General features: G+C 63.8%; 18 protein-coding genes. 10 read left to right on the forward strand and 8 right to left on the reverse strand.

Going from position 1 to position 18,052, the window contains the following annotated elements:
• Positions 1–98: 98 nt before the first annotated feature.
• Positions 99–908 carry a sulfite exporter TauE/SafE family protein gene (locus QMX96_RS22040; RefSeq protein WP_058540707.1) on the forward strand — a complete coding sequence of 270 codons (810 nt, stop codon included), beginning with the start codon at positions 99–101 and terminating at the stop codon, positions 906–908.
• Here the strand turns inward: QMX96_RS22040 and QMX96_RS22045 are convergent, their stop codons facing one another.
• Positions 909–2,369 (reverse strand): transporter, encoded by a 1,461-nt coding sequence (locus QMX96_RS22045; protein ID WP_282362412.1) that lies wholly within the window; start codon positions 2,367–2,369, stop codon positions 909–911. It abuts the gene before it with no gap.
• Positions 2,370–2,499: 130 nt separating this feature from the next.
• On the opposite strand from QMX96_RS22045, the gene QMX96_RS22050 reads away from it, so the two are divergent.
• The 4 genes from QMX96_RS22050 (at position 2,500) to QMX96_RS22065 (ending at position 4,544) form a co-directional block, all read left to right on the forward strand.
• Positions 2,500–2,982: an Lrp/AsnC family transcriptional regulator gene (locus tag QMX96_RS22050; protein ID WP_282362413.1), complete on the forward strand. Its 483-nt coding sequence runs from the start codon at positions 2,500–2,502 to the stop codon at positions 2,980–2,982.
• A 138-nt stretch (positions 2,983–3,120) separates the two neighbouring features.
• Positions 3,121–3,852: a carbon-nitrogen hydrolase family protein gene (locus tag QMX96_RS22055; RefSeq protein WP_282362414.1), complete on the forward strand. Its 732-nt coding sequence runs from the start codon at positions 3,121–3,123 to the stop codon at positions 3,850–3,852.
• A 42-nt stretch (positions 3,853–3,894) separates the two neighbouring features.
• Entirely contained in the window at positions 3,895–4,146 is a 252-nt protein-coding gene (locus QMX96_RS22060; protein ID WP_282362415.1) for a hypothetical protein, read from the forward strand.
• A gap of 38 nt (positions 4,147–4,184) precedes the next feature.
• The gene (locus QMX96_RS22065) at positions 4,185–4,544 is read left to right on the forward strand and encodes a hypothetical protein (RefSeq protein ID WP_282362416.1); all 360 of its coding nucleotides are present in this window, start codon (positions 4,185–4,187) and stop codon (positions 4,542–4,544) included.
• A 3-nt stretch (positions 4,545–4,547) separates the two neighbouring features.
• Here the strand turns inward: QMX96_RS22065 and QMX96_RS22070 are convergent, their stop codons facing one another.
• Both QMX96_RS22070 and QMX96_RS22075 read right to left on the reverse strand, forming a co-directional pair.
• On the reverse strand, positions 4,548–5,594 hold the full coding sequence (locus tag QMX96_RS22070) for an LLM class oxidoreductase (RefSeq protein ID WP_282362417.1): 1,047 nt from the start codon (positions 5,592–5,594) through the stop codon (positions 4,548–4,550).
• 22 nt (positions 5,595–5,616) lie between these two features.
• Positions 5,617–6,252, reverse strand: coding sequence for a glutathione S-transferase family protein (locus QMX96_RS22075; protein WP_235384162.1), 636 nt, complete (start codon positions 6,250–6,252; stop codon positions 5,617–5,619).
• Between the two features lie 129 nt (positions 6,253–6,381).
• Between QMX96_RS22075 and gcvA the strand changes: the two genes are divergently transcribed.
• Positions 6,382–7,269, forward strand: a complete 888-nt coding sequence (gcvA, locus tag QMX96_RS22080; protein WP_100633997.1) for a transcriptional regulator GcvA — start codon at positions 6,382–6,384, stop codon at positions 7,267–7,269.
• Positions 7,270–7,279: 10 nt separating this feature from the next.
• Here gcvA and QMX96_RS22085 read toward each other — a convergent pair whose 3' ends face one another.
• The 5 genes from QMX96_RS22085 to QMX96_RS22105 form a co-directional block, all read right to left on the reverse strand.
• Positions 7,280–7,441 carry a DUF2986 domain-containing protein gene (locus QMX96_RS22085; RefSeq protein WP_258658944.1) on the reverse strand — a complete coding sequence of 54 codons (162 nt, stop codon included), beginning with the start codon at positions 7,439–7,441 and terminating at the stop codon, positions 7,280–7,282.
• Positions 7,442–9,083: 1,642 nt separating this feature from the next.
• On the reverse strand, positions 9,084–11,549 hold the full coding sequence (locus QMX96_RS22090; protein ID WP_282362418.1) for a TonB-dependent siderophore receptor: 2,466 nt from the start codon (positions 11,547–11,549) through the stop codon (positions 9,084–9,086).
• Positions 11,550–11,646: 97 nt separating this feature from the next.
• Complete coding sequence (locus QMX96_RS22095) at positions 11,647–12,627, reverse strand: FecR family protein (RefSeq protein ID WP_100634000.1); 981 nt, start codon at positions 12,625–12,627, stop codon at positions 11,647–11,649.
• Positions 12,624–13,139 (reverse strand): sigma-70 family RNA polymerase sigma factor, encoded by a 516-nt coding sequence (locus tag QMX96_RS22100; protein ID WP_282362419.1) that lies wholly within the window; start codon positions 13,137–13,139, stop codon positions 12,624–12,626. The genes QMX96_RS22095 and QMX96_RS22100 overlap by 4 nt, the downstream gene beginning before the upstream one ends.
• A gap of 165 nt (positions 13,140–13,304) precedes the next feature.
• Entirely contained in the window at positions 13,305–13,613 is a 309-nt protein-coding gene (locus QMX96_RS22105; RefSeq protein WP_100634002.1) for a DUF3077 domain-containing protein, read from the reverse strand.
• Between the two features lie 325 nt (positions 13,614–13,938).
• Between QMX96_RS22105 and QMX96_RS22110 the strand changes: the two genes are divergently transcribed.
• The 4 genes from QMX96_RS22110 to QMX96_RS22125 form a co-directional block, all read left to right on the forward strand.
• Positions 13,939–14,514, forward strand: coding sequence for a hypothetical protein (locus tag QMX96_RS22110; RefSeq protein ID WP_278929728.1), 576 nt, complete (start codon positions 13,939–13,941; stop codon positions 14,512–14,514).
• A gap of 304 nt (positions 14,515–14,818) precedes the next feature.
• A complete protein-coding gene (locus QMX96_RS22115) occupies positions 14,819–15,412 on the forward strand; it encodes a hypothetical protein (protein ID WP_157811443.1) in 594 nt (197 codons plus the stop codon).
• A gap of 138 nt (positions 15,413–15,550) precedes the next feature.
• Positions 15,551–15,727 carry a hypothetical protein gene (locus QMX96_RS22120; protein WP_282362420.1) on the forward strand — a complete coding sequence of 59 codons (177 nt, stop codon included), beginning with the start codon at positions 15,551–15,553 and terminating at the stop codon, positions 15,725–15,727.
• Between the two features lie 116 nt (positions 15,728–15,843).
• A partial coding sequence (locus tag QMX96_RS22125; RefSeq protein WP_282362421.1) for a DUF6531 domain-containing protein occupies positions 15,844–18,052 on the forward strand: 2,209 nt, incomplete at its 3' end.

An 18,052-nucleotide genomic window follows, 5' to 3' on the forward strand; every position in this document is an offset into this window, starting at 1 on the left:
ACCTTGGCCGGAACGCGAGGATTATTGGCCAATTCGCGAGGGCTGGCCACATGTCTGGCCGTTAACGTGTGGCTTCCCCCTTGTGTTGGAAGCGATGCATGTTCTGGTTTCTGCTGTGTGCGTTCGGTGTGGTAGCCGGTGTGACGACTGTGCTGTTCGGCTTTGGTGGCGGCTTTGTGGCGGTGCCGCTGCTGTTCACCCTTATCAGTGTGAGCCATGCGCCGGGGTCGGCCATCGGCGAGGCCGCGATGCATATCGCCGTGGCCACCTCCACGGCGGCGATGATCTTCGGCGCAGGCCTTTCGACCTTGCGCCATGCCCGTGCGCGCACCTTGCAGTGGCCGGTGGTGCGGCCGTTGCTGGGTTACGTTGCGCTGGGTGCAGTGCTGGGCGCATGGGCCGCCACGCAGGTGCAAGGGGCGTGGATACGCTGGCTGTTCATCGGCTACCTTGGCCTGACCATTCTTGATGCCGTGTTGCGCCCGGGGTTTACCGTGAGCACAAGCGATGGCATGCGCCCGCTGGGCCGTCGAGCCAGCGCCGTGATCGGTGTCGGCATGGGCGCCGTGGCGGCTTTTCTGGGAGTCGGTGGCAGCGTGATGAGCGTGCCGCTGATGCGCAGGCGTGGGGCGAGCATGGCCGTGGCGACGGCGTCGGCCAACCCGCTGTCGCTGCCGATGGCGATTGCCGGTACTGCCGCCTACGCCGTGCTTGCGTGGCGCACCGAAGTGCTGGGGCCCTGGTTTGCCGGCTATATCGACGTGCGTGCCCTGGCCGTGCTGGTGCTTGGCTCGTGGTGCGGCATTCGCCTGGCCGCGCCGTGGATCGGGCGCATGCCCGACGCGCTGCATGTGAAGTGCTACCTGGCCCTGCTGGGGGTGGTGCTGGTGGTGATGGTGGTTGCCTGACTAGCCCAGCCAGGCGCTCAGCAACACCGCAGCCAGCGCGACCAGTGCCGTGTTGAGGCACACCAGCGCAAAGCCGAAGCGCACCAGTTCGCCTTCTTCACTGGTGCTGGTTCTGGCCAGGCCCAGGATCAGCATCACGATCGACAGCGAGCCCAGCGCCGCATGCCCCGCCGCGCTGTTCTGCGCCGCCGCGAGCAACAGGCGGCCGTGTTCGGGCAGCATGGCGATGGCGGGCATGAAGATCGCATTGCCGCCCACGTTCGAGCCGGTCATGTAGCCGGACAACCCGCCCAGCAGGGCGACCAGCAACGAGGCGGCGGCCGGTGCCAGGCCGGTCAGCAGCTGCATCAGGCCCGCCAGAAAGCCGGCCTTGACCATCAACTGCGACATGGCGAGAAAAAAGAAGATCGTCAGCAGGGGCCGCTTCGCCCGGGCCAGCAGTGCGGTGCCGATGCGGGTGCCCGGCACCGGCAGGGACGGTGCGCTTCGCGCGTGAAACCCCAGGCCCACCAGCACCAGAATCAGTGCCACGCCCGGCGAGGCAAGCGGCTTCCAGGTGACCTGGGCGCCCTGGACGACCCACAGGTTCTGCCAGCCGGTGATGGCCCACAGCGCCTTGAGCGCGACGATGCTGGTGATCAGCACCAGGTAAGGCCACGCCTGGCGCGGCCATTGTCGCGCCCCGCGTGTGCCGCCGTGGTTGTGCAGGCGCCACAGCCCGCTGGCCAGTACGACGGCTGCGCTCACCAGGCCCGCCGCCACGCCGGCTACCTCCGGCCCCAACCCGCGGCTGCTGCTATAGAGCACCCCCACGAATACCAGCCAGCCAGCGCCCAGCACCATCCATTCGCGCAAGGTGCGAACCTCGGCCAGGTACAGCGCCATCGCCCCGAGCGCGAGAAACACCGGTGCGCTGGTCAGCGCCGAAGTGGCTGCCAGCGCCGCAGCATCCAGCTGGGCCAGGGAAGCGCCGATCACCGATGCCAGGCCCAGCGTGCCCCACGGCATGATCGCCATGCCGGCCAACGCGATACGCAGCGCCACCCGGCGGTCGAACAGGCTGAGCAGCAGCGGCACGGTGGCGATCAACGACACGCCAAAGCCGGTCATGGCTTCGAGCAACGGGGCCAGCCCGAGCACGATGAACACCACCTGGTCGCCGCGCCCGAGCCCGAGCGAGCGTACCCACTGGCTGAATGCCAGGTTCACGCCCATGCGCTCGATGAAGATCACGAAGGCCAGCCCCGGTACGATCACGAACGCGGTGCTGGCAAACAGCACGGCAGTGTCCTGGGCGGCCGCCACCAGGCTGCCCAGGCGCCACGTATCGGCAGCACCGACCAGCCACAGCACCATTACCAGCAGCGTACCGGCGATGGCGGCGTGCACGGGTGGGCGGCGCAGCACCACCAGCATGGCCGTGACCAGCAGCACGGGCGACAGATGAAACAGTGCGAGCATGCGAGCAATATCCTGTGTGAGTCCCGACCAGGGCTGCGGCTGCAGGCTGGGGCTCGATAATATTTCTCGCCGTCAGATAAAGGGGCGCGGATTTCTGGTAGTTTTCGAGAAAATTTCTCGCAGGGTTTCCATGGCCATTCACGATGTAGCGGCTGAGCCGCTGGACAAGTTCGACCGCGCCATTCTTGACCTGGTGCAGCGCGACAACACCGTGCCGCTACGGTTGGTGGCCGAGCAGGTCAACCTGTCCACGGCGGCGGTGCAACGGCGCATCAAGCGCATTGAGGAGCGGGGCGTCATCACCGCCAATGTCGCCGTCGTCGACCCTACTGCGGTGGGTCGGCCGATCACCATCATCGTGGAGGTGATGGCCGAGCGCACCAGCCTCGATGCGCTGGAGGCCATGAAGGCGCACTTTGCGGTGCCTGAAGTGCAGCAGTGCTACTACGTCACTGGCGAGGTGGATTTCGTGCTGGTGCTGACCGTGGCCAGCATGCAGGAGTACCAGGCGTTGGCGCGGCGGTTGTTTGCCGAGAACGCCAATGTCACCTGGTTCAAGACCATTGTGGCGCTGGACCGGGTGAAGGTCGGGTTGCAGGTGCCCAGCCTGTAGGAGCGGGCCTTGCCCCGCGATCTGGCGCGCAGCGCCAGCAGAACCTGCGACGCGATCAGCCTGAAACACCGCACACTTTCCAAGGTAACGATGTTGGTGCAGCATAGGCCCGCGTCGACAAAGGGACATGAGACTCGAATGAAGCTTATCGCTGCGCAAATCTCGGCCACCCCGGGGGATGTCGAAAAGAACCTCGCCCAACACATCGACGCTATCCACGCCGCTGCAAGCCAGGGAGCCGATGCGGTGGTCTTCCCCGAACTTTCGCTGACCGGCTACGAACCCGAACTGGCCGGTGGCCTGGCGATGGCGCCCACCGACAGCCGCCTCGATGCGTTCCAGGCCTTGAGCGATCGCTACACCCTGCTCATCGCCGTGGGTGCGCCAACCCAGGGGAGGGAGGGCACCCAGATCAGCATGATCGCCTTCCAGCCAGGGCTGCCACGTGTGGTGTATTCCAAGCAGCTTCTGCACGCCGACGAACTGCCATTCTTCACGCCTGGTACCCAGCAGCAGGTGTTCCGCCAGGGCGGGCATGTTCTGGTGCCCGCGATCTGCTATGAATCCTTGCAACCCGCCCATGCAGACCAGGCCGCCGCGGCAGGTGCCCAGGTGTACCTGGCCAGCGTGGCCAAGTCGCAGAAGGGCGTGGACCTGGCCTGCAACCATTACCCGGCAATGGCCCGCAAGCATGGCATGACCGTGATCATGGCCAACTGCGTAGGCCCCGCCGACAACTTCATCGGTGCAGGCCAGTCCGCGGTCTGGAACCCGAATGGCGAGCGCGTTTGCACTGCCGACGCCACCCGGCAAGCCCTGGTCGCATATGACACACGCACGGGAGAAGCGGGCACTGTCAGCCTGGCTTGAATCACCATCGCCACCCCAATTCGTCGACCTTCGGAAGCACTCATGCCCGCCTTGATTCCCCTTGACCCCGCAACACTCCCGGACATCGCCACGCTGCGCCAGCGCGCCAAGGCCCTGGCCATGCTCGATGCCATCGTCTCCCCCGAATGGGAATACCGCTATTTCAGCTACAACGCGAGCTGGTTCGACGGTGAGGAAATGGCGTCGATGCGCAATGGCTCGGGCGATGAATGGTTTGTGCACTTCGGGCCGTTCGGCGCGGCCATAAAGGGGATTGCGCATGAATCCCCTTAGCCGGCGACAGCCGTCTCGTCGAGGCCGTACAGCAACAAGTGCCGCCGGCCTTTGCCGCCTTTCTCAACGAAGCGGCCTTCAGCATGGACTGGCTGAGCTACTGCTACTGGAGAAGCCCTGACGACGCGGCCTGGCAGAAGGTGGCAGCGCCGAACGTCACAACGGACCACCTCGACGATGGCTCGGTGGAGTTTCTGGCGCTGCTGATCGAACCGGCCAGTGGCTACGTGGAGTTTGCCCAGTGGTACTACGAGCAGGCCGTGCCATTGGCGGCGGTGCAGCAACTCTACGACCACACCCCGTTGACCGCCGACCTGGTGGCCGCGCTCAACCCGGAACTGGACTTTGCCGAGGCGGTGGCCTCGGCTGTCGAAACGGGCTACCCCTGCGCCGGATAAGTGCTACCACCCCTGGGCCAGCGGCGCTGGCCCTTGCAAGGTGGGGAACAGCGGCAACACTTCTTCGGCCAATTCCTGAATGACCTCGTCAACCGGCCGCCGGGCCATCTGAATGCCCAGCGCCGCATGATTGACGCCCGCTGCCTTCCATTCGCCAAGCAACGCGATCAGCCCGTTGCGCCCGGTCTTGAGCACATACCCACCTTGCAACGGCGTGCGCGGGAAGTCGGGGTCTTCGTCCAGGTCGATCCACTCGTTGGTCATGTGCGGGCGAAACCCACCGTTGGGGATCTGCGAGCGCCACGCCCGAACCTTTTCTGCCAGGCGAAGCGGGCCCTGCGCCGTGTGGGTGGCGTCCGGGTAGGTCAGCCAGCCATCAGCCTGCTCACCCAGCCATTGCAGGGATTGACGCGACGACCCCGTCACGATCAGCGGAATGCGCCCGGTGACCGGTTGTGGCAGTAGCTGCGTGCCGTTCATCTGGCCCAGCGGCGAGCGGATGGTCGCAGGGCCCTGCGCCAGCAATTGCCGAAAGTAGTCCACGCTGTGGGCAAAGCGCTCACCGCGCTGGTCATGGGCCAGGCCGTAGGCCGGGAACTCCACGGCCCTGTCCCCCGACGCGATGCCCATCACCAACCGGCCGCCCGACAGGCGATCGAGGCTGGCGGCAGACTTGGCCAGGTCGATGGGGTGGCGCAAGGTGAAGATGGCGCTGCCGGTGACCAGCGCGATGTGCCGGGTATGGGCGGCCAGGTAGCCCAGGTACACGAAGGGGTCGAACACCTGGCCGGCATCGCCGAAGGACGGGTCGAACAAGGGCACGTCGCGCACCCATACGGCAGCAAAGCCCAGGCGCTCGATCTCGCTCACATGCTGCGCCTGGGCGTGAAGCACCGCCATGTCGCCCTGGTAGAAGCGCAGTGGCAGAAAGATGCCCAGTGTCAGGTGATCGGCGGCGAACATGCGCCGGTAGCCGGGGTGGTGGGCGAAGGCTTCGGCGTTCGCGCCGCAGGTGACGGCGGGTGCAGTGGGGTGGGTCATGGTGTTCATGCCTGTTCCTTGGTGTCGGGGTTCATGGGCCGGTGGCAGGGGCGGGCAGGCGAATGCCGCGTTGCACCGCAGGGCGCTGCTCTACCTGCGCGTACCATTGGCTCAACCAGGGCTGCTGGCTGAAGTCGAAGCCCACCAGCTGCGCGATATGCAGCCAGGCGAAGGTGGCGATGTCTGCAATCGAATAGGTGGCGCCACCCAGCCACGGCTGGTTTGCCAGGTGCTGATCGAGGGTGACGAAGGTGGCTTCGGTGAGGGTCCTGTAGCGCTGGATGGCGGCAGGGTTGGGCACGCTGTCGAAGCATTCGAAGTGCACGCGCTGGCCCAGCAACGGCCCCATGCTGGCGCTGTGAAACATCAGCCAGGTGATGCATGCCCAGCGCTCGGGGGCGTCGTGGCCAAGCAACTGGCCGCTCTTGTCCGCCAGGTACAGCAGGATGGCGGCGGACTCGAACAGGGTGATGCCGGTGGCGCGGTCGATCAGCACCGGAATGCGACCGTGCGGGTTGAGCGCAAGAAACTCGGGCCGCTGGTGCTCGCCCTCATCGATGCGCACATGGCGCAGGCTGTAGGGCAGGCCCATTTCTTCCAGGGCGATGGTGATCTTGAAGCCGTTTGGCGAACTGTCGGTGTAGAGAATCAGGTCAGGATCGGACACAGGGCACATACCTCAGGCAGACTAATGCTTGTTGCGTGGTGTGGGTGCCATGCTAGTGAGTGATTGCCTGGGACTAAAACGATTAGTCCTGCGCTTTGACTTTAGATTTTCTAAACCAAGGAATACGCCATGGGCGCCGTTCTACCCTTGCTGGCGCTGCGCGCCTTTACCGAAGCTGCACGGCTGGGCAGCCTCAAGGCGGCGGCCGAGCACATGGGCGTCACCCCCGGCGCCATCAGCCAGCAGATCCGCCAGCTGGAAGACCGTCTGGGCGTCACGCTGCTGCTACGGGGGCGGCATGGGGTGCAGCTCAGCGATGCCGGCGCACGTCTTTTCCCCGGGTTGTCGCGGGGCTTTGGGCAGATCGAGAACGCGCTGCTCGAACTTGAGTCGTTCACCCACGAGCAAACGCTTACCATCAGCACCGTGCCGTCGTTCGCGTCCACCTGGCTGGTGCCGCGCCTGGGTGACTTCAGTGCCCGGCATCCTGACATCGAAGTGCGGGTGGAGGCGTCGGCAAGGCTGGTGGACTTTCAGCGCGAGCGCATCGACATTGCGCTGCGCCATGGCCTGGGCCAGTACCCGGGGCTGGAGTCGATCCCGCTGATGGCGCCGGTGCTGCTACCGGTGGCCAGCCCTCGGCTGCTGGCCGAGGGGCCGCCGATCAACAGCCCGCAGGATTGCCTGAACTACCCGTTGCTGCACGACACTGAGCGAGCGGATTGGCCGCTGTGGCTGCAAGCGCATGGCGTGGAGGCTGACAGCCGTAGCCAGCGCGGTGCCAGTTACGATGAAGACCTGTTGCTGCTGCGCGCGGCGGCGAGCGGGCAGGGCATTGCCCTGGTGCAGGACAACCATGCCCAGGAAGATCTGCACAACGGCAGGCTGGTGGTGGCGCTGGACAGGCCGTGGCCGTCGCGATTTGCGTACTACCTGGTAACGCGCAAAGAGGCCTTGAAGCGGGCGCAAGTGCAGGCGTTCATCGAGTGGATAACGCAGCAGGCGGGCGCTGCGTGACAGGTGTGGCTCAGCCTTCGGCGGCGGGGGTCGGGGTTTCGGCGGCTTCTGTAGCCAGCTTCAGTCGGTCGGCCTTGCAGATGTATTTGGGTTTGCTTTTGGGGGCCAGCTTGGCGCTGGCCTTCTTGGCGTTGGCCTTGAGTATCTGCTTGATCTTCTTTTGGCGGTTCATGGTTCTGCTGGGCCTGTAGATGCTTGAAAGCGGTGCGATGGCGGGGAGGTTGCAGGTGTTCTGCAGAGCCTTGCCGGTATTGCCGGTGGGGCGAGTTTACTAAAGGTTGCGCTGCAAGCGTGAGCGTTGTGCGTGGGGGGCTTTGAGGGCGCGTTCGCAGGCTTTGCTGGCGCTGCGCGGCAGATCGCGGGCAAGGCCCGCTCCTACGGCCTGGCGGTCAGAGGCGGAGTCTGCCCGAGGCCTACATGCACGGTGTATCACGCGAACTGCATGTGCAGGTTTTGCTGGCGCTGCGCGCCAGATCGCGGGTCAAGCCCGCTCCCACTGCCTGGCGGCCAGAAGCGGAGTCTGCCCGCAGGCCGTAGGAGCCGGCGTTGCCGGCGAACGAGCGCGAAGCGGTCGCAACGCCTGAGTGCGCGGTGTATCAGGCAGACCGCGTGTGCAGGTTTTACTGGCGCTGCGCACCAGATCGCGGGTCAAGGCCCGCTCCTACGGCCTGGCGGCCAGAGGCGGAGTCTGCCCGCAGGGCGTAGGAGCCGGCGTTGCCGGCGAACGAGCGCGAAGCGGTCGCAACGCCTGAGTGCGCGGTGTATCAGGCGAACTGCATGTGCAGGTTTTACTGGCGCTACGCACCAGATCGCGGGGCAAGGCCCGCTCCCACGGCCTGGCGGCCAGAAGCGGAGTCTGCGCAGGGTGTAGGAGCCGGCGTTACCGGCGAACGAGCGCGAAGCGGTCGCAAGGCCTGAGTGCGCGGTGTGCCAGGCGAACCGCATGTGCAGGTTTTGCTGGCGCTGCGCGCCAGATCGCGGGTCAAGTCCGCTCCCACGGCCTGGCGGCCAGAAGCAGCATCTGCCCGAAGGGCGTAGGAGCCGGCGTTGCCGGCGAACGAGCGCGAAGCGGTCGCAACGCCTGAGTTCGCGGTGTATCAGGCGAACCGCATGTGCAGGTTTTGCTGGCGCTACGCACCAGATCGCGGGGCAAGGCCCGCTCCCACGGCCTGGCGGCCAGAGGCGGAGTCTGCCCGAGGCCTACATGCACGGTGTATCACGCGAACTGCATGTGCAGGTTTTGCTGGCGCTGCGCGCCAGATCGCGGGGCGAGGCCCGCTCCTACGGCCTGGCGGCCCGAAACAGATCATCGAGCCATGCATAATCCGCTTCTGCCCGCAGGGCGTGGGAGCGGGCTTGACCCGCGAACGAGCGCGAAGCGGTCGCAACGCCTGAGTGCGCGGTGTATCAGGCGAACCGCATGTGCAGGTTTTACTGGCGCTGCGCACCAGATCGCGGGGCAAGGCCCGCTTCCACGGCCTGGCGGCCAGAGGCGGAGTCTGCCCGCAGGGCGTAGGAGCCGGCGTTGCCGGCGAACGAGCGCGAAGCGGTCGCAACGCCTGAGTGCGCGGTGTGTCAGGCAAACCGCATGTGCAGGTTTTGCTGGCGCTGCGCACCAGATCGCGGGGCAAGGCCCGCTCCTACGGCCTGGCGGCCCGAAACAGATCATCGAGCCATGCATAATCCGCTTCTGCCCGCAGGGCGTGGGAGCGGGCTTGACCCGCGAATCGAGCGCGAAGCGGTCGCAGCGCCTGAATGCACGGTGCATCAGTCAATCTGCATATGCCGGCAATCACGCTGACCCCGGCGCATCATCAGAAGCTGTACTTCGCCGTAACCATCAAGTTGCGCGGGTCGCCAAACACGTCATATGGGCTCCACGTGGAGTTGCTGGCGATGCCCTGGTAGTACTTCTTGTCGAACACGTTGTTGATGTTCAACTGCGTGTCCAGATGCTTGTTGACCTGGTAACCCGCCATCAACCCGACCAGCGCATACGCCTCCTGCTCGACATGGTAGTTGCCGAACACATTGCTGCCCTTGTTGAAGGTCGCGCTCTGGCTATAGAGGTTGGCCCCCACACGCCACTGCTTCAGATCACCCTGCAACTGGTACGTGGTACTGGCCTTGAACATATGACGCGGCAGGTCGGTGTCGAACAGCCGGCCTTCCTTGGCCTTGTCGGCATCCTTCTCGTACTTGGCCTGGGCGAACGTATAGCCGGCGCCCACTTGCCAGTTGGGCGTCAGCGCACCATTGATCTCGAACTCGATGCCCTGGCTGCGCACCTTGCCAGCCGCTTCATAGCACCCGTAGCTACCCACCGGGATGACCTTGCACAGGCTTGCGTCCGCCACCTCGGCCGCGCGGTTGAGCTGGTCGATCTGGAACAGCGAAGCACTGGCATTCAGCGCGCCGCCAAAATACTCACCCTTGATACCCACTTCGTAGTTTTCGCCGGTAATAGGCTCGATGCCTTTGCCTTGGCCGTCCTTCTCGGTCTGCGGCTGAAAGATATCGGTGTAGCTGGCATACACCGAATGGTTGTCGTCCAGGTCATAGATAACCCCGGCATAACGGGTGACGTTGCGCACCACCTTGGTCTTGCCCGAGGTGTAGTACTGGTCGTTGATCTGGTCATAGATGGCCGTGGCGTCGTACCAGTCCAGGCGCGCACCGAGTATCACCTTCAGCGGGTCGGCCAGGTTCCAGCGCGTGGTGAGGTAGAGGCCTTCCTGATCGACCTTGTCGTCGATGGAGTAGATGTCCGGCACGTTCGGTCTGGCAAGGCCACCCGGGTTGAAGCGGTTGATGTCCGGCACATCGACGAACACCGTGCCACCGGTGGCTTCGGTCTTGAGCTGGCGCTTGCTGGCGCCGACCACCAGTTCATGCTCGCGCCCCAGCAGTGTGAACGGGCCTGTGGCGTAGACATCGTAGGTGGACTGATCGAAGTCGCGGTTCTGGTTGAAGATGCGCTGGCGGTAGGTGGCGTCGTTGTTGCGCTCCAGCACGCCGCCCATCATCTTGAATTCGGACCAGTTTTTCGACGCGCCCAGGTGAAGGCGCCAGTCGTTGTCGAAGCGCTGGTCGAGCTCGACGAACACCGTCTTGTTCTCGACGTCCTGGTGCGACCAGCTGTAGCCGAAGGTCTTGGAGCGAGAAAAGCCCATGTGGCTGCCATCGGAGTTCACCGGCAGGCCGCCCCAGTTGATGTTGTTATTGTCGTTCTGGTCGGACGCGCCCACGGTCAGGGTGGTGCTGTCGGTGAGGTCGAACTCGCTGATGCCGTAGAACACCCCGCGCTCGCGCCCGGCGTAATCCTGATAGCTGCCCTTGTCGTTGTACGCGCCGACGATGCGGCCACGCACGCTGGCGCTGTCGTTCAGCGGGCCGGACACATCCAGCTCGCTGCGGTAGTTGTCCCAGCTGCCGGCGCTGCCGGTCACGCTGGCCTGGAACGCCTGGGTAGGGCGCTTGCGCACCATGTTGATGGCGGCCGACGGGTTGCCGGCCCCTTGCATCATGCCGGTGGCGCCGCGCACCACTTCGACGCGGTCATAGGGGGCCAGGTCGGCGGTGGCCACCCAGTCGGCGTTGTAGGTGGTGGGCAGGCCGTCGAACATCAGGTTGGTGATGGGGAAGCCGCGGGCGAAGAACTCGCTGTTGGCCGGGCGCGCGGCCGACAGGCGCAGCCCGGGCGTGGCCTGCACCACGTCGTCGAGGCTGCGCATGCCCTGGTCGTCCATGCGCTGGCGGGTAATCACCGTGACCGACTGCGGTGTTTCGCGCAGCGACAGCGGCAGCTTGGTGGCGGTCTGCATGGCGCCGGTGGTGTACGAACCGCTGTGCTCGGTGGTCGAGCCCAGGCCCAGGCCGCTGATGGTGGTGGCGCCCAGTTCCAGGGCATCTGCGCTTTGGCTACGGGCAATCAGCAGGTAATTGCCGCTGGCGGTGCGGGTAACCGTGAGGCCGCTGCCGGCCAGCAGGCGTTCGAGGCCATCCTGCACGGCATAGTCCCCACGCAGTGCCGGGGCGCGCTTGCCCTGCACCAGCGCCGGGTCGAACGGCAGGCTGATGCCGGCCACCTGGGCAAAGCTGTTGAGCGACTCTTCCAGCGGGCCGGCCGCCAGCTCGTAGTGGCGGCTGCTTGCCTCGGCGGCCTGCGCGGCCGCACTGGCCAGCGACACGCTGGTGGCACCGGCCAGCAACATACTGCGCAGGGTCAGTGCCAGCACGCTGCGCTGCAAAGGCCGGGTGGGGATAAAAGCAGAAGACATGGACGGCGTGCTCCTTTCGAATGACGAGGTGTATTGCCTGTCTGTCGAAGAGGGCGGCAAAACCCGTAAAAGTTTTTGAGATTTCTTCTCATCAGCCTTACCGGGCGACGATACGGGTCCATAACGGGGTAAAGCGTTCCACCCGCACCGGCAGCGAATCGCTCAGGGCGCTGAGGGCCTGGTCGATGTCATCGAGCTGGAACACGCCCGACACCTCCAGGTGCGCGATGGCCGGGTCGCAGCGCAGCCAGCCGTGGCGATAGCGCGCCAATTCTGCGGTCAGCTCGCGCAGTTGCATGCGCTTGGCCACCAGTTGCCCGCGCGCCCAGGCGCTGGCGTCGAGTGTGCTGGTTTCGAACCGCTGGCTGCCGATTGCATCGATCAGGTATTGCTCCCCGGCGGCAACCATCACCGGCTGGCCCTTGCCCTGAATCGCCACCACCCCATCCTCGACCCGCAACCGCGTGCCGCTGGCTTCATCACGCACCGCAAAGGCCGTACCGATGGCCTGCAACTGCGCATGCCGCGTGCTGACCCAGAAGCTGCGACGCCCGCCCGCCGTGGCGGCGTCCTTGCCGGTGTCGATAAAGATTTCGCCGCGCCGCAGCACGATCAACCGGCGCTGGGCGGTGAACTGCACGTCCACTGCACTGGCTGTGTTCAGTTGCAGGCGGGTGCCGTCGTCCAGCAAAAACTGACGGCGCTCGCCCACCTCGGTGGCGTAGTCCGCGCCCCAGGGCACCAGCGTGCTGTCACGCATCGACCAGCCGGTAACGCCGCTGGCCAGCAGCCCCACGCCCAGCAGCTTGAGCGCCTGGCGCCGGCTGTGACGACCGCCTTGCAGGCGTTGCAGGGTGTCCCGCGCCACCGAGCCGGGCAGTGCGGCCAGGCCCTGGAAGGTGGCATCGCTTTTCTGCAGCGCTTGCCAGGCCACCTCATGCAGCGCGTGCGCCTGACGCCAGCGTTGGCAGGCCTCCAGCAGTTGCGGGTTGGCGCCGTCGGACTCGATGCGCACCAGCCAGCCGATGGCCTGGTCCAGCACGTTGTCGGGCAGTTCGGGCAATGGCGGGCGGCTCATCGCTGGGCCAGGTAGCAATGGCGAATGGCGCTGGCCATGTACTTCTCCACCGAACTCAGGCTTACCGCCAGGCGCTCGGCGATCTCCTTGTAGCTCAGGCCCTCCAGGCGCGACAGCAGAAAGGCCATGCGCACCTTGGGCGGCAGGCCGTTGAGCACGGCGTCCACACGGGCCAGGGTTTCCAGCAGTATCAGCTGCGACTCGGGCGACGGCACCTCGGCTTCGGGCAGGTGTGCGATGGCCTCCAGATACGCCCGCTCGACCCGCTGGCGGCGCACGCGATCCACCAGCAGCCCGTGGGCCACGGTGCTCAACCAGGCACGCGGCTGACGCAACTGCTGCAGCTGCTCCGGCTTGCCGAGGATGTGCACGAAGATGTCGTGGGCCAGGTCCGCCGCGTGGTCGCCGTGGCGCATGCGCTTGCGCAACCAGCCCAGCAACCAGGCGTGATGGTTGATGTACAGCGCACGAACATCGGCATGAGGGGTGCGGGAAGTGGATGGCGACGACACGGAAAACCTCAGCATGATAGCCAGGTGCATTTGAGAATTTGTCGCATCCTAGTGCCAGTGGGCCGTGGACAGCAAGGGGAGAGTGCGTGATGTTGGGGGGCAGGTGGGGTTTTGGTGGGCGGAGCGAGCTCGGTAGGCCGCGTGTGCGGCCCGTGTGTTGCGTCGTTACTCGGGTGTCGCGTTTGCTTCCATGCCGTCCAGCACGGTGTCGATCAGTACGGTGCTCATTTCCAGCGATTGCTGTGCGGCGATCAGCAGCGTCTTGAACTGCTCGTCGGCGCGTTCGCAGGCTTGGGCGGTGGTGTCCTTGGCGCATTGGATCTGGAGCGACAGGTGAACCAGGGCGTCTTCCAGTTCGATGCCTTCGCAGACTGAAAACAGGGGCGGGTGATTGCCGTTGCAACAGCCGAAGGCGGTGTAGATGCGTTTGCGGGGTTGAGTAGTAAGCGGGGGATTGGAGACGGTTTTGACCATTGTGCAGCTCCCTTTTTGAGTGGAACCGCCATCTGATGTTCAGGTGGCGCAGTTGCGCCTTTTGCATTAGCGGGCCGCGACGCCCGGTCGCTGGATTGACAGCGACGTCGCAAGATTAGCGGGGTTGGGGTGGGGATTCAAGGCGTTCTACAGCGGTATGCGCACCCCCCATGAAGCGGGAGCCGGATGCTTGTGCATTATTGCTCAGGCAGCAAGGCTGGATCCGCTCGATGCAACTGGCAAAGTTGACAGTTGTGACAAGCAAAATGACGTAGCAAGCTATCCAGGAGCACATAGCCGAGTGCCTTTCCTGGGAGCATCGATCATGAGTGCAACATCCTTCAGCGTACAACTCCAAAACGAAATGGAAGGTAAGATCAATTATTTCCACTACCAAAAGTTCGGCGACCCCGCCTCGGGTACAAAATCCGCATTAACATCGCCCCAAACTACTTATGACTTCAATCTCTACCCCGGCGGAAAATTTATAGCGACGACCGCCGAGTCCTACCAAACGCAGCTTGAAGATCCAAAACTTCTTCGATTCAAATTTACAAATAATTCAGGTTTTCCTGTCGGGTTGCTCCGCGTATACGGTGAGCCCCCTTATCCCGACTGGGTAATAGCCGCGCTGGAGGACATTCCGGGGGACGAAAGTGAGGAAGACGTTCAATCTCAGCGCGAGTTAATAATCGATAGATACAACCAAATGGTTGGGGGGGTGAATACAGGACCGAAGCGGTTTCCAGGGGGGGTACTACGGCGCTGGATCGACTACGAACCTCGCCGTGGCGACCCCTCTAAATGGTACGCATGGCTGCTACGTCCAGGAAGGTCAACTAGTGTGGCGGTAATCGAAGGAAGCGTATGGGCGGTGAGCGAAGCAAAAAACGAAGACTGACCTTTTCCCCTGGCAGCGCAACGGGGAGCTTGGGTGCTGTACAGAACTCAAGTGACCCTAGTTCAGCTCTCGCGTCGTCAGCATTTTTAAGTAGTGCATGCGTTGAACAGAGGAGGGTGATTGCCGTTGCAACACCCTCCCTTTTTGAGTGGAGCTGCCATCTGATGTTCGGGTGGCGCAGTAGCAGTGCGCGAGGACCGTTCGCTGGATTGCCTGCGAGCTCGCAAGGTTAGCGGGTTGGGCGCGGGGCTTCTACACGCTCTACACCTGTATGCGCACCCCCCATGAAGCGGGAGCCGGATGCTTGTGCATTATTGCTAAGGCAGCAAGGCTGGATCGGCTCGATGCAACTGGCAAAGTTGACAGTTGTGACAAGCAAAATGACGTAGCAAACTATCTAGGAACACAAAGCCGCGTGGCTATCCTGGGAGCATCGATCATGAGTGCAAAAATCTCCAGCGCAACATCCTACAGCGTACAACTCCAAAACGAAATGGAGGGTAAGATCAATTATTTTCACTACCAAAAATTCAACGACCCCACCACGGGTACAAAATCCCCATTGAATTCGCCCCAAACCATTTATGACTTCGTTCTCTACCCCGGCGGAAGGTTTATAGCGACGACCGCCGATTCCTTAACTGCGCCACCTGAAGATCCAAAAAATCTTCTATTCAAATTGACAAATAATTCAGATTTTGACTTCTGTCTGATTGAGCTGAATTCTACCGACGCTTCCATTAAGAAATGGCTCAACTCAGACAATCCTACGGAGCAACCCGCCTACAAGACAAAGTATAGACAGAGGCCAGTGTTGTCCAAACAGTCTGTGACGTTGGACTTCCCCAATGGAGGCCACTGGTATGTGGGCGAGATGCCAGATCGGAAACGCACATAGCCGCGCAATGGGGAGCTTGGCTTTGTAGAAAACTGAAGTGACGATAAATGCAGCGCTCGAGCTGTCAGCACCTGCCACATAAGTTCCAAACATTGGAGGTAGGCAACGCAAGTCAATGGGAAGTAGGTGACGTGCTGGATGGGGCGCTCTAGGCACTGTACGAAAAGTACTGTCTTAACTGTCGCCAGCACGTTCACCCGGGCCCCCGGCGTCAACCTGGGCTACATCGGTGGTCGCGCCGAGCAGGTGTTCGTGCGCGGCTTCGACCGCCTGCCGGTGCCGGTGTATATCCGCGGCATCTACATCTTTATGTGACACATCCCACACAACTCCAGGAAGTTTCTCCATATCTGAGAATTCCTTGCCCTCGTACCCTTTGCCTTCATGGACCACCCAGGGCGCTTCGCCCCTGCCTAGGAAGGCTATTCCCGATGTCTGCTTCCCCCACCGGGTCCACGCCCAGCGAGCGTGAGATCCAGATTGCGATTGCCCCACTCGAAACCCTGCTCAGTGAAGACCTCGGCGCTGCCGCCGTCTCTGTCGACCACTGGCTGCGCGAGGCCACCTACGGCCTGGTGAACCTGCAACTGCTGCGCCAGGCCGGCGAAAATGTGCCGGTGGTCTGTAATGCCCTGGCCGGTGTGGATGTACTGATCGACATTCTCACGCTGCTGGAGAGCCCGTCCCCCGACCCGCTCGACTGGGTCAGCCTGGGCATCAACCTGATCGGCGTCTTGCCGTTTCCCCCTGGGCTGGCCAAGGCGCGCATGGTGCTGCGCCCGGTGCTGCAATTGACCCGCCAGACCCTGCGCCGTCGCCCGGGGGCGAACATCGGCGCGGTGATCCTGGAGATCATCGACGGCCACCTGCATGCCAACATCCGCGGCGCCCTGGAACACTACGTACGCGAGGCGCTGGCCCAGTTGCCGGCCATGCTCGGCGAGGCCGCCGACACCGCGCGCCTGTTGTTCACCACGCTGGCCAGGGCCATAGAAGCCGCTGCCCGGGGCCAACTCGACGCCGCAGCCAGCCACCAGTTGTCACGCACCCAGATGACCCAGGCGGCGCTGTACGACTCGCTGCTGAGCACTGATGCCTGGCGCCTGGCGCTGTCGGCCTTGGCCAATGCCTCCGAGGGCAACCTCAAGGCGGCCTACAACCATGTCGCCAGCCACTTCGGCGAGGCGCTGGAAAGCCTGCTGCGCCCGCTGGTGCACACGCTCGACGGGTTGGCCGCGTCGGTGCCGGATCGCCTCGAAGCCCTGGGCGCCCCTGGCATGCAAAACAGCATTGCCTGGCTGCTGAGCCGCCTGCTGGAAACCGTGCTGGCACACCCCGCCAGGCGCGGCGTTGCCACCAGCATTCGCCCCGGGGTCACCCAGCAGGCGCGGCACATACACAGTGAAGGCCCGACCGAGGTGGTCAGCCGCCAGGTCAGGGCCAAAAAGGCCCCCAATACCGACAAGAATGGTATCTGTCCCTGTACCGGCCACAGCATCGGCCATGTGCTCGGCGACGAGACCGTCGTTCATCAGGACTTCGCGTTGTCCGGCCCGTTCCCGGTGGATTGGACCCGGGTCTACAACTCGCGGCTCGACGCGCTGGATAGCGGCACCATAGGCGCACGCTGGATCACCGAGTTCACCACCTGCATCGATGTGGTCGACAAGAGGCTGGTGCTGCATGACAGCGATGGACGCAGCCACGACTTCCCGTGGCTCGAGGTCGACACCTGGCACCACGACCCCATCGAATACCTGACCCTCAAGCGCACCCGTGCACAGCAGCTGACCCTGGTGCGGGGCCAGGAGCGGTTCGAAACCTATGCCCAGGTCGGCGAGCGCTTTTACCTGACCCACATTCGCCTGCGCAGCGGTGCCGGTGCCATGCTGCATTACGAGCATCGCCACAACGGCCAGCCGGTGCTGTCCGATATCAACACCTACCAGAACGACGACCCGAGCAAGGTGCACCTGCAACTGGGCACCCTGCTGGATGAGCAGGGGCATATCCAGGGTGTGTGGCAGGTGGTCGATGGCAAGCCGCTGCGCCAACTGTGCGCCTATCACTACGACGGCGCGGGTGACCTGGTAGCGGCTCAGGATGAAAACGGTGCCGCCTGGCACTATGAGTATCAGCATCATCTGATCACCCGTTACACCGACCGCACCGGCCGTGGCCTCAACCTCGAGTGGGATGGCACAGGCCCGCACGCCAAGGCGATTCATGAATGGGCGGATGACGGCAGCTTCGAGACCCGTCTGGCGTGGGACCCGAACATCCGCCTGACCTACGTCACCGACGCCCACGGCCAGGAAACCTGGTACTACTACGACGCCCTTGGCTATACCTACCGCGTCGTACATCCCGATGGCCGCGAGCAATGGCTGTTCCGTGATGCACGCAAGAACATCATCCGCCACGTGCACCCCGACGGTAGCCAGGACCGCTACAGCTTTGATGAGCGCAGCAACCTGCTGCAGCACATCCGTCCCGACCACAGCACGCTGCATTACGCCTACGACGACCATGACCAGCTGATTAAGATCCGCGATGCCGAGGGTGGCCTTTGGCTGCGCGACTACGACGAGCGCGGCAACCTGGTAGAGACGGTCGACCCGCTGGGCAACAAGACCGAAT

The sequence above is a fragment of the Pseudomonas sp. PS01300 genome (assembly GCF_029960155.1).
GTDB classification, from domain to species: domain Bacteria; phylum Pseudomonadota; class Gammaproteobacteria; order Pseudomonadales; family Pseudomonadaceae; genus Aquipseudomonas; species Aquipseudomonas palmensis.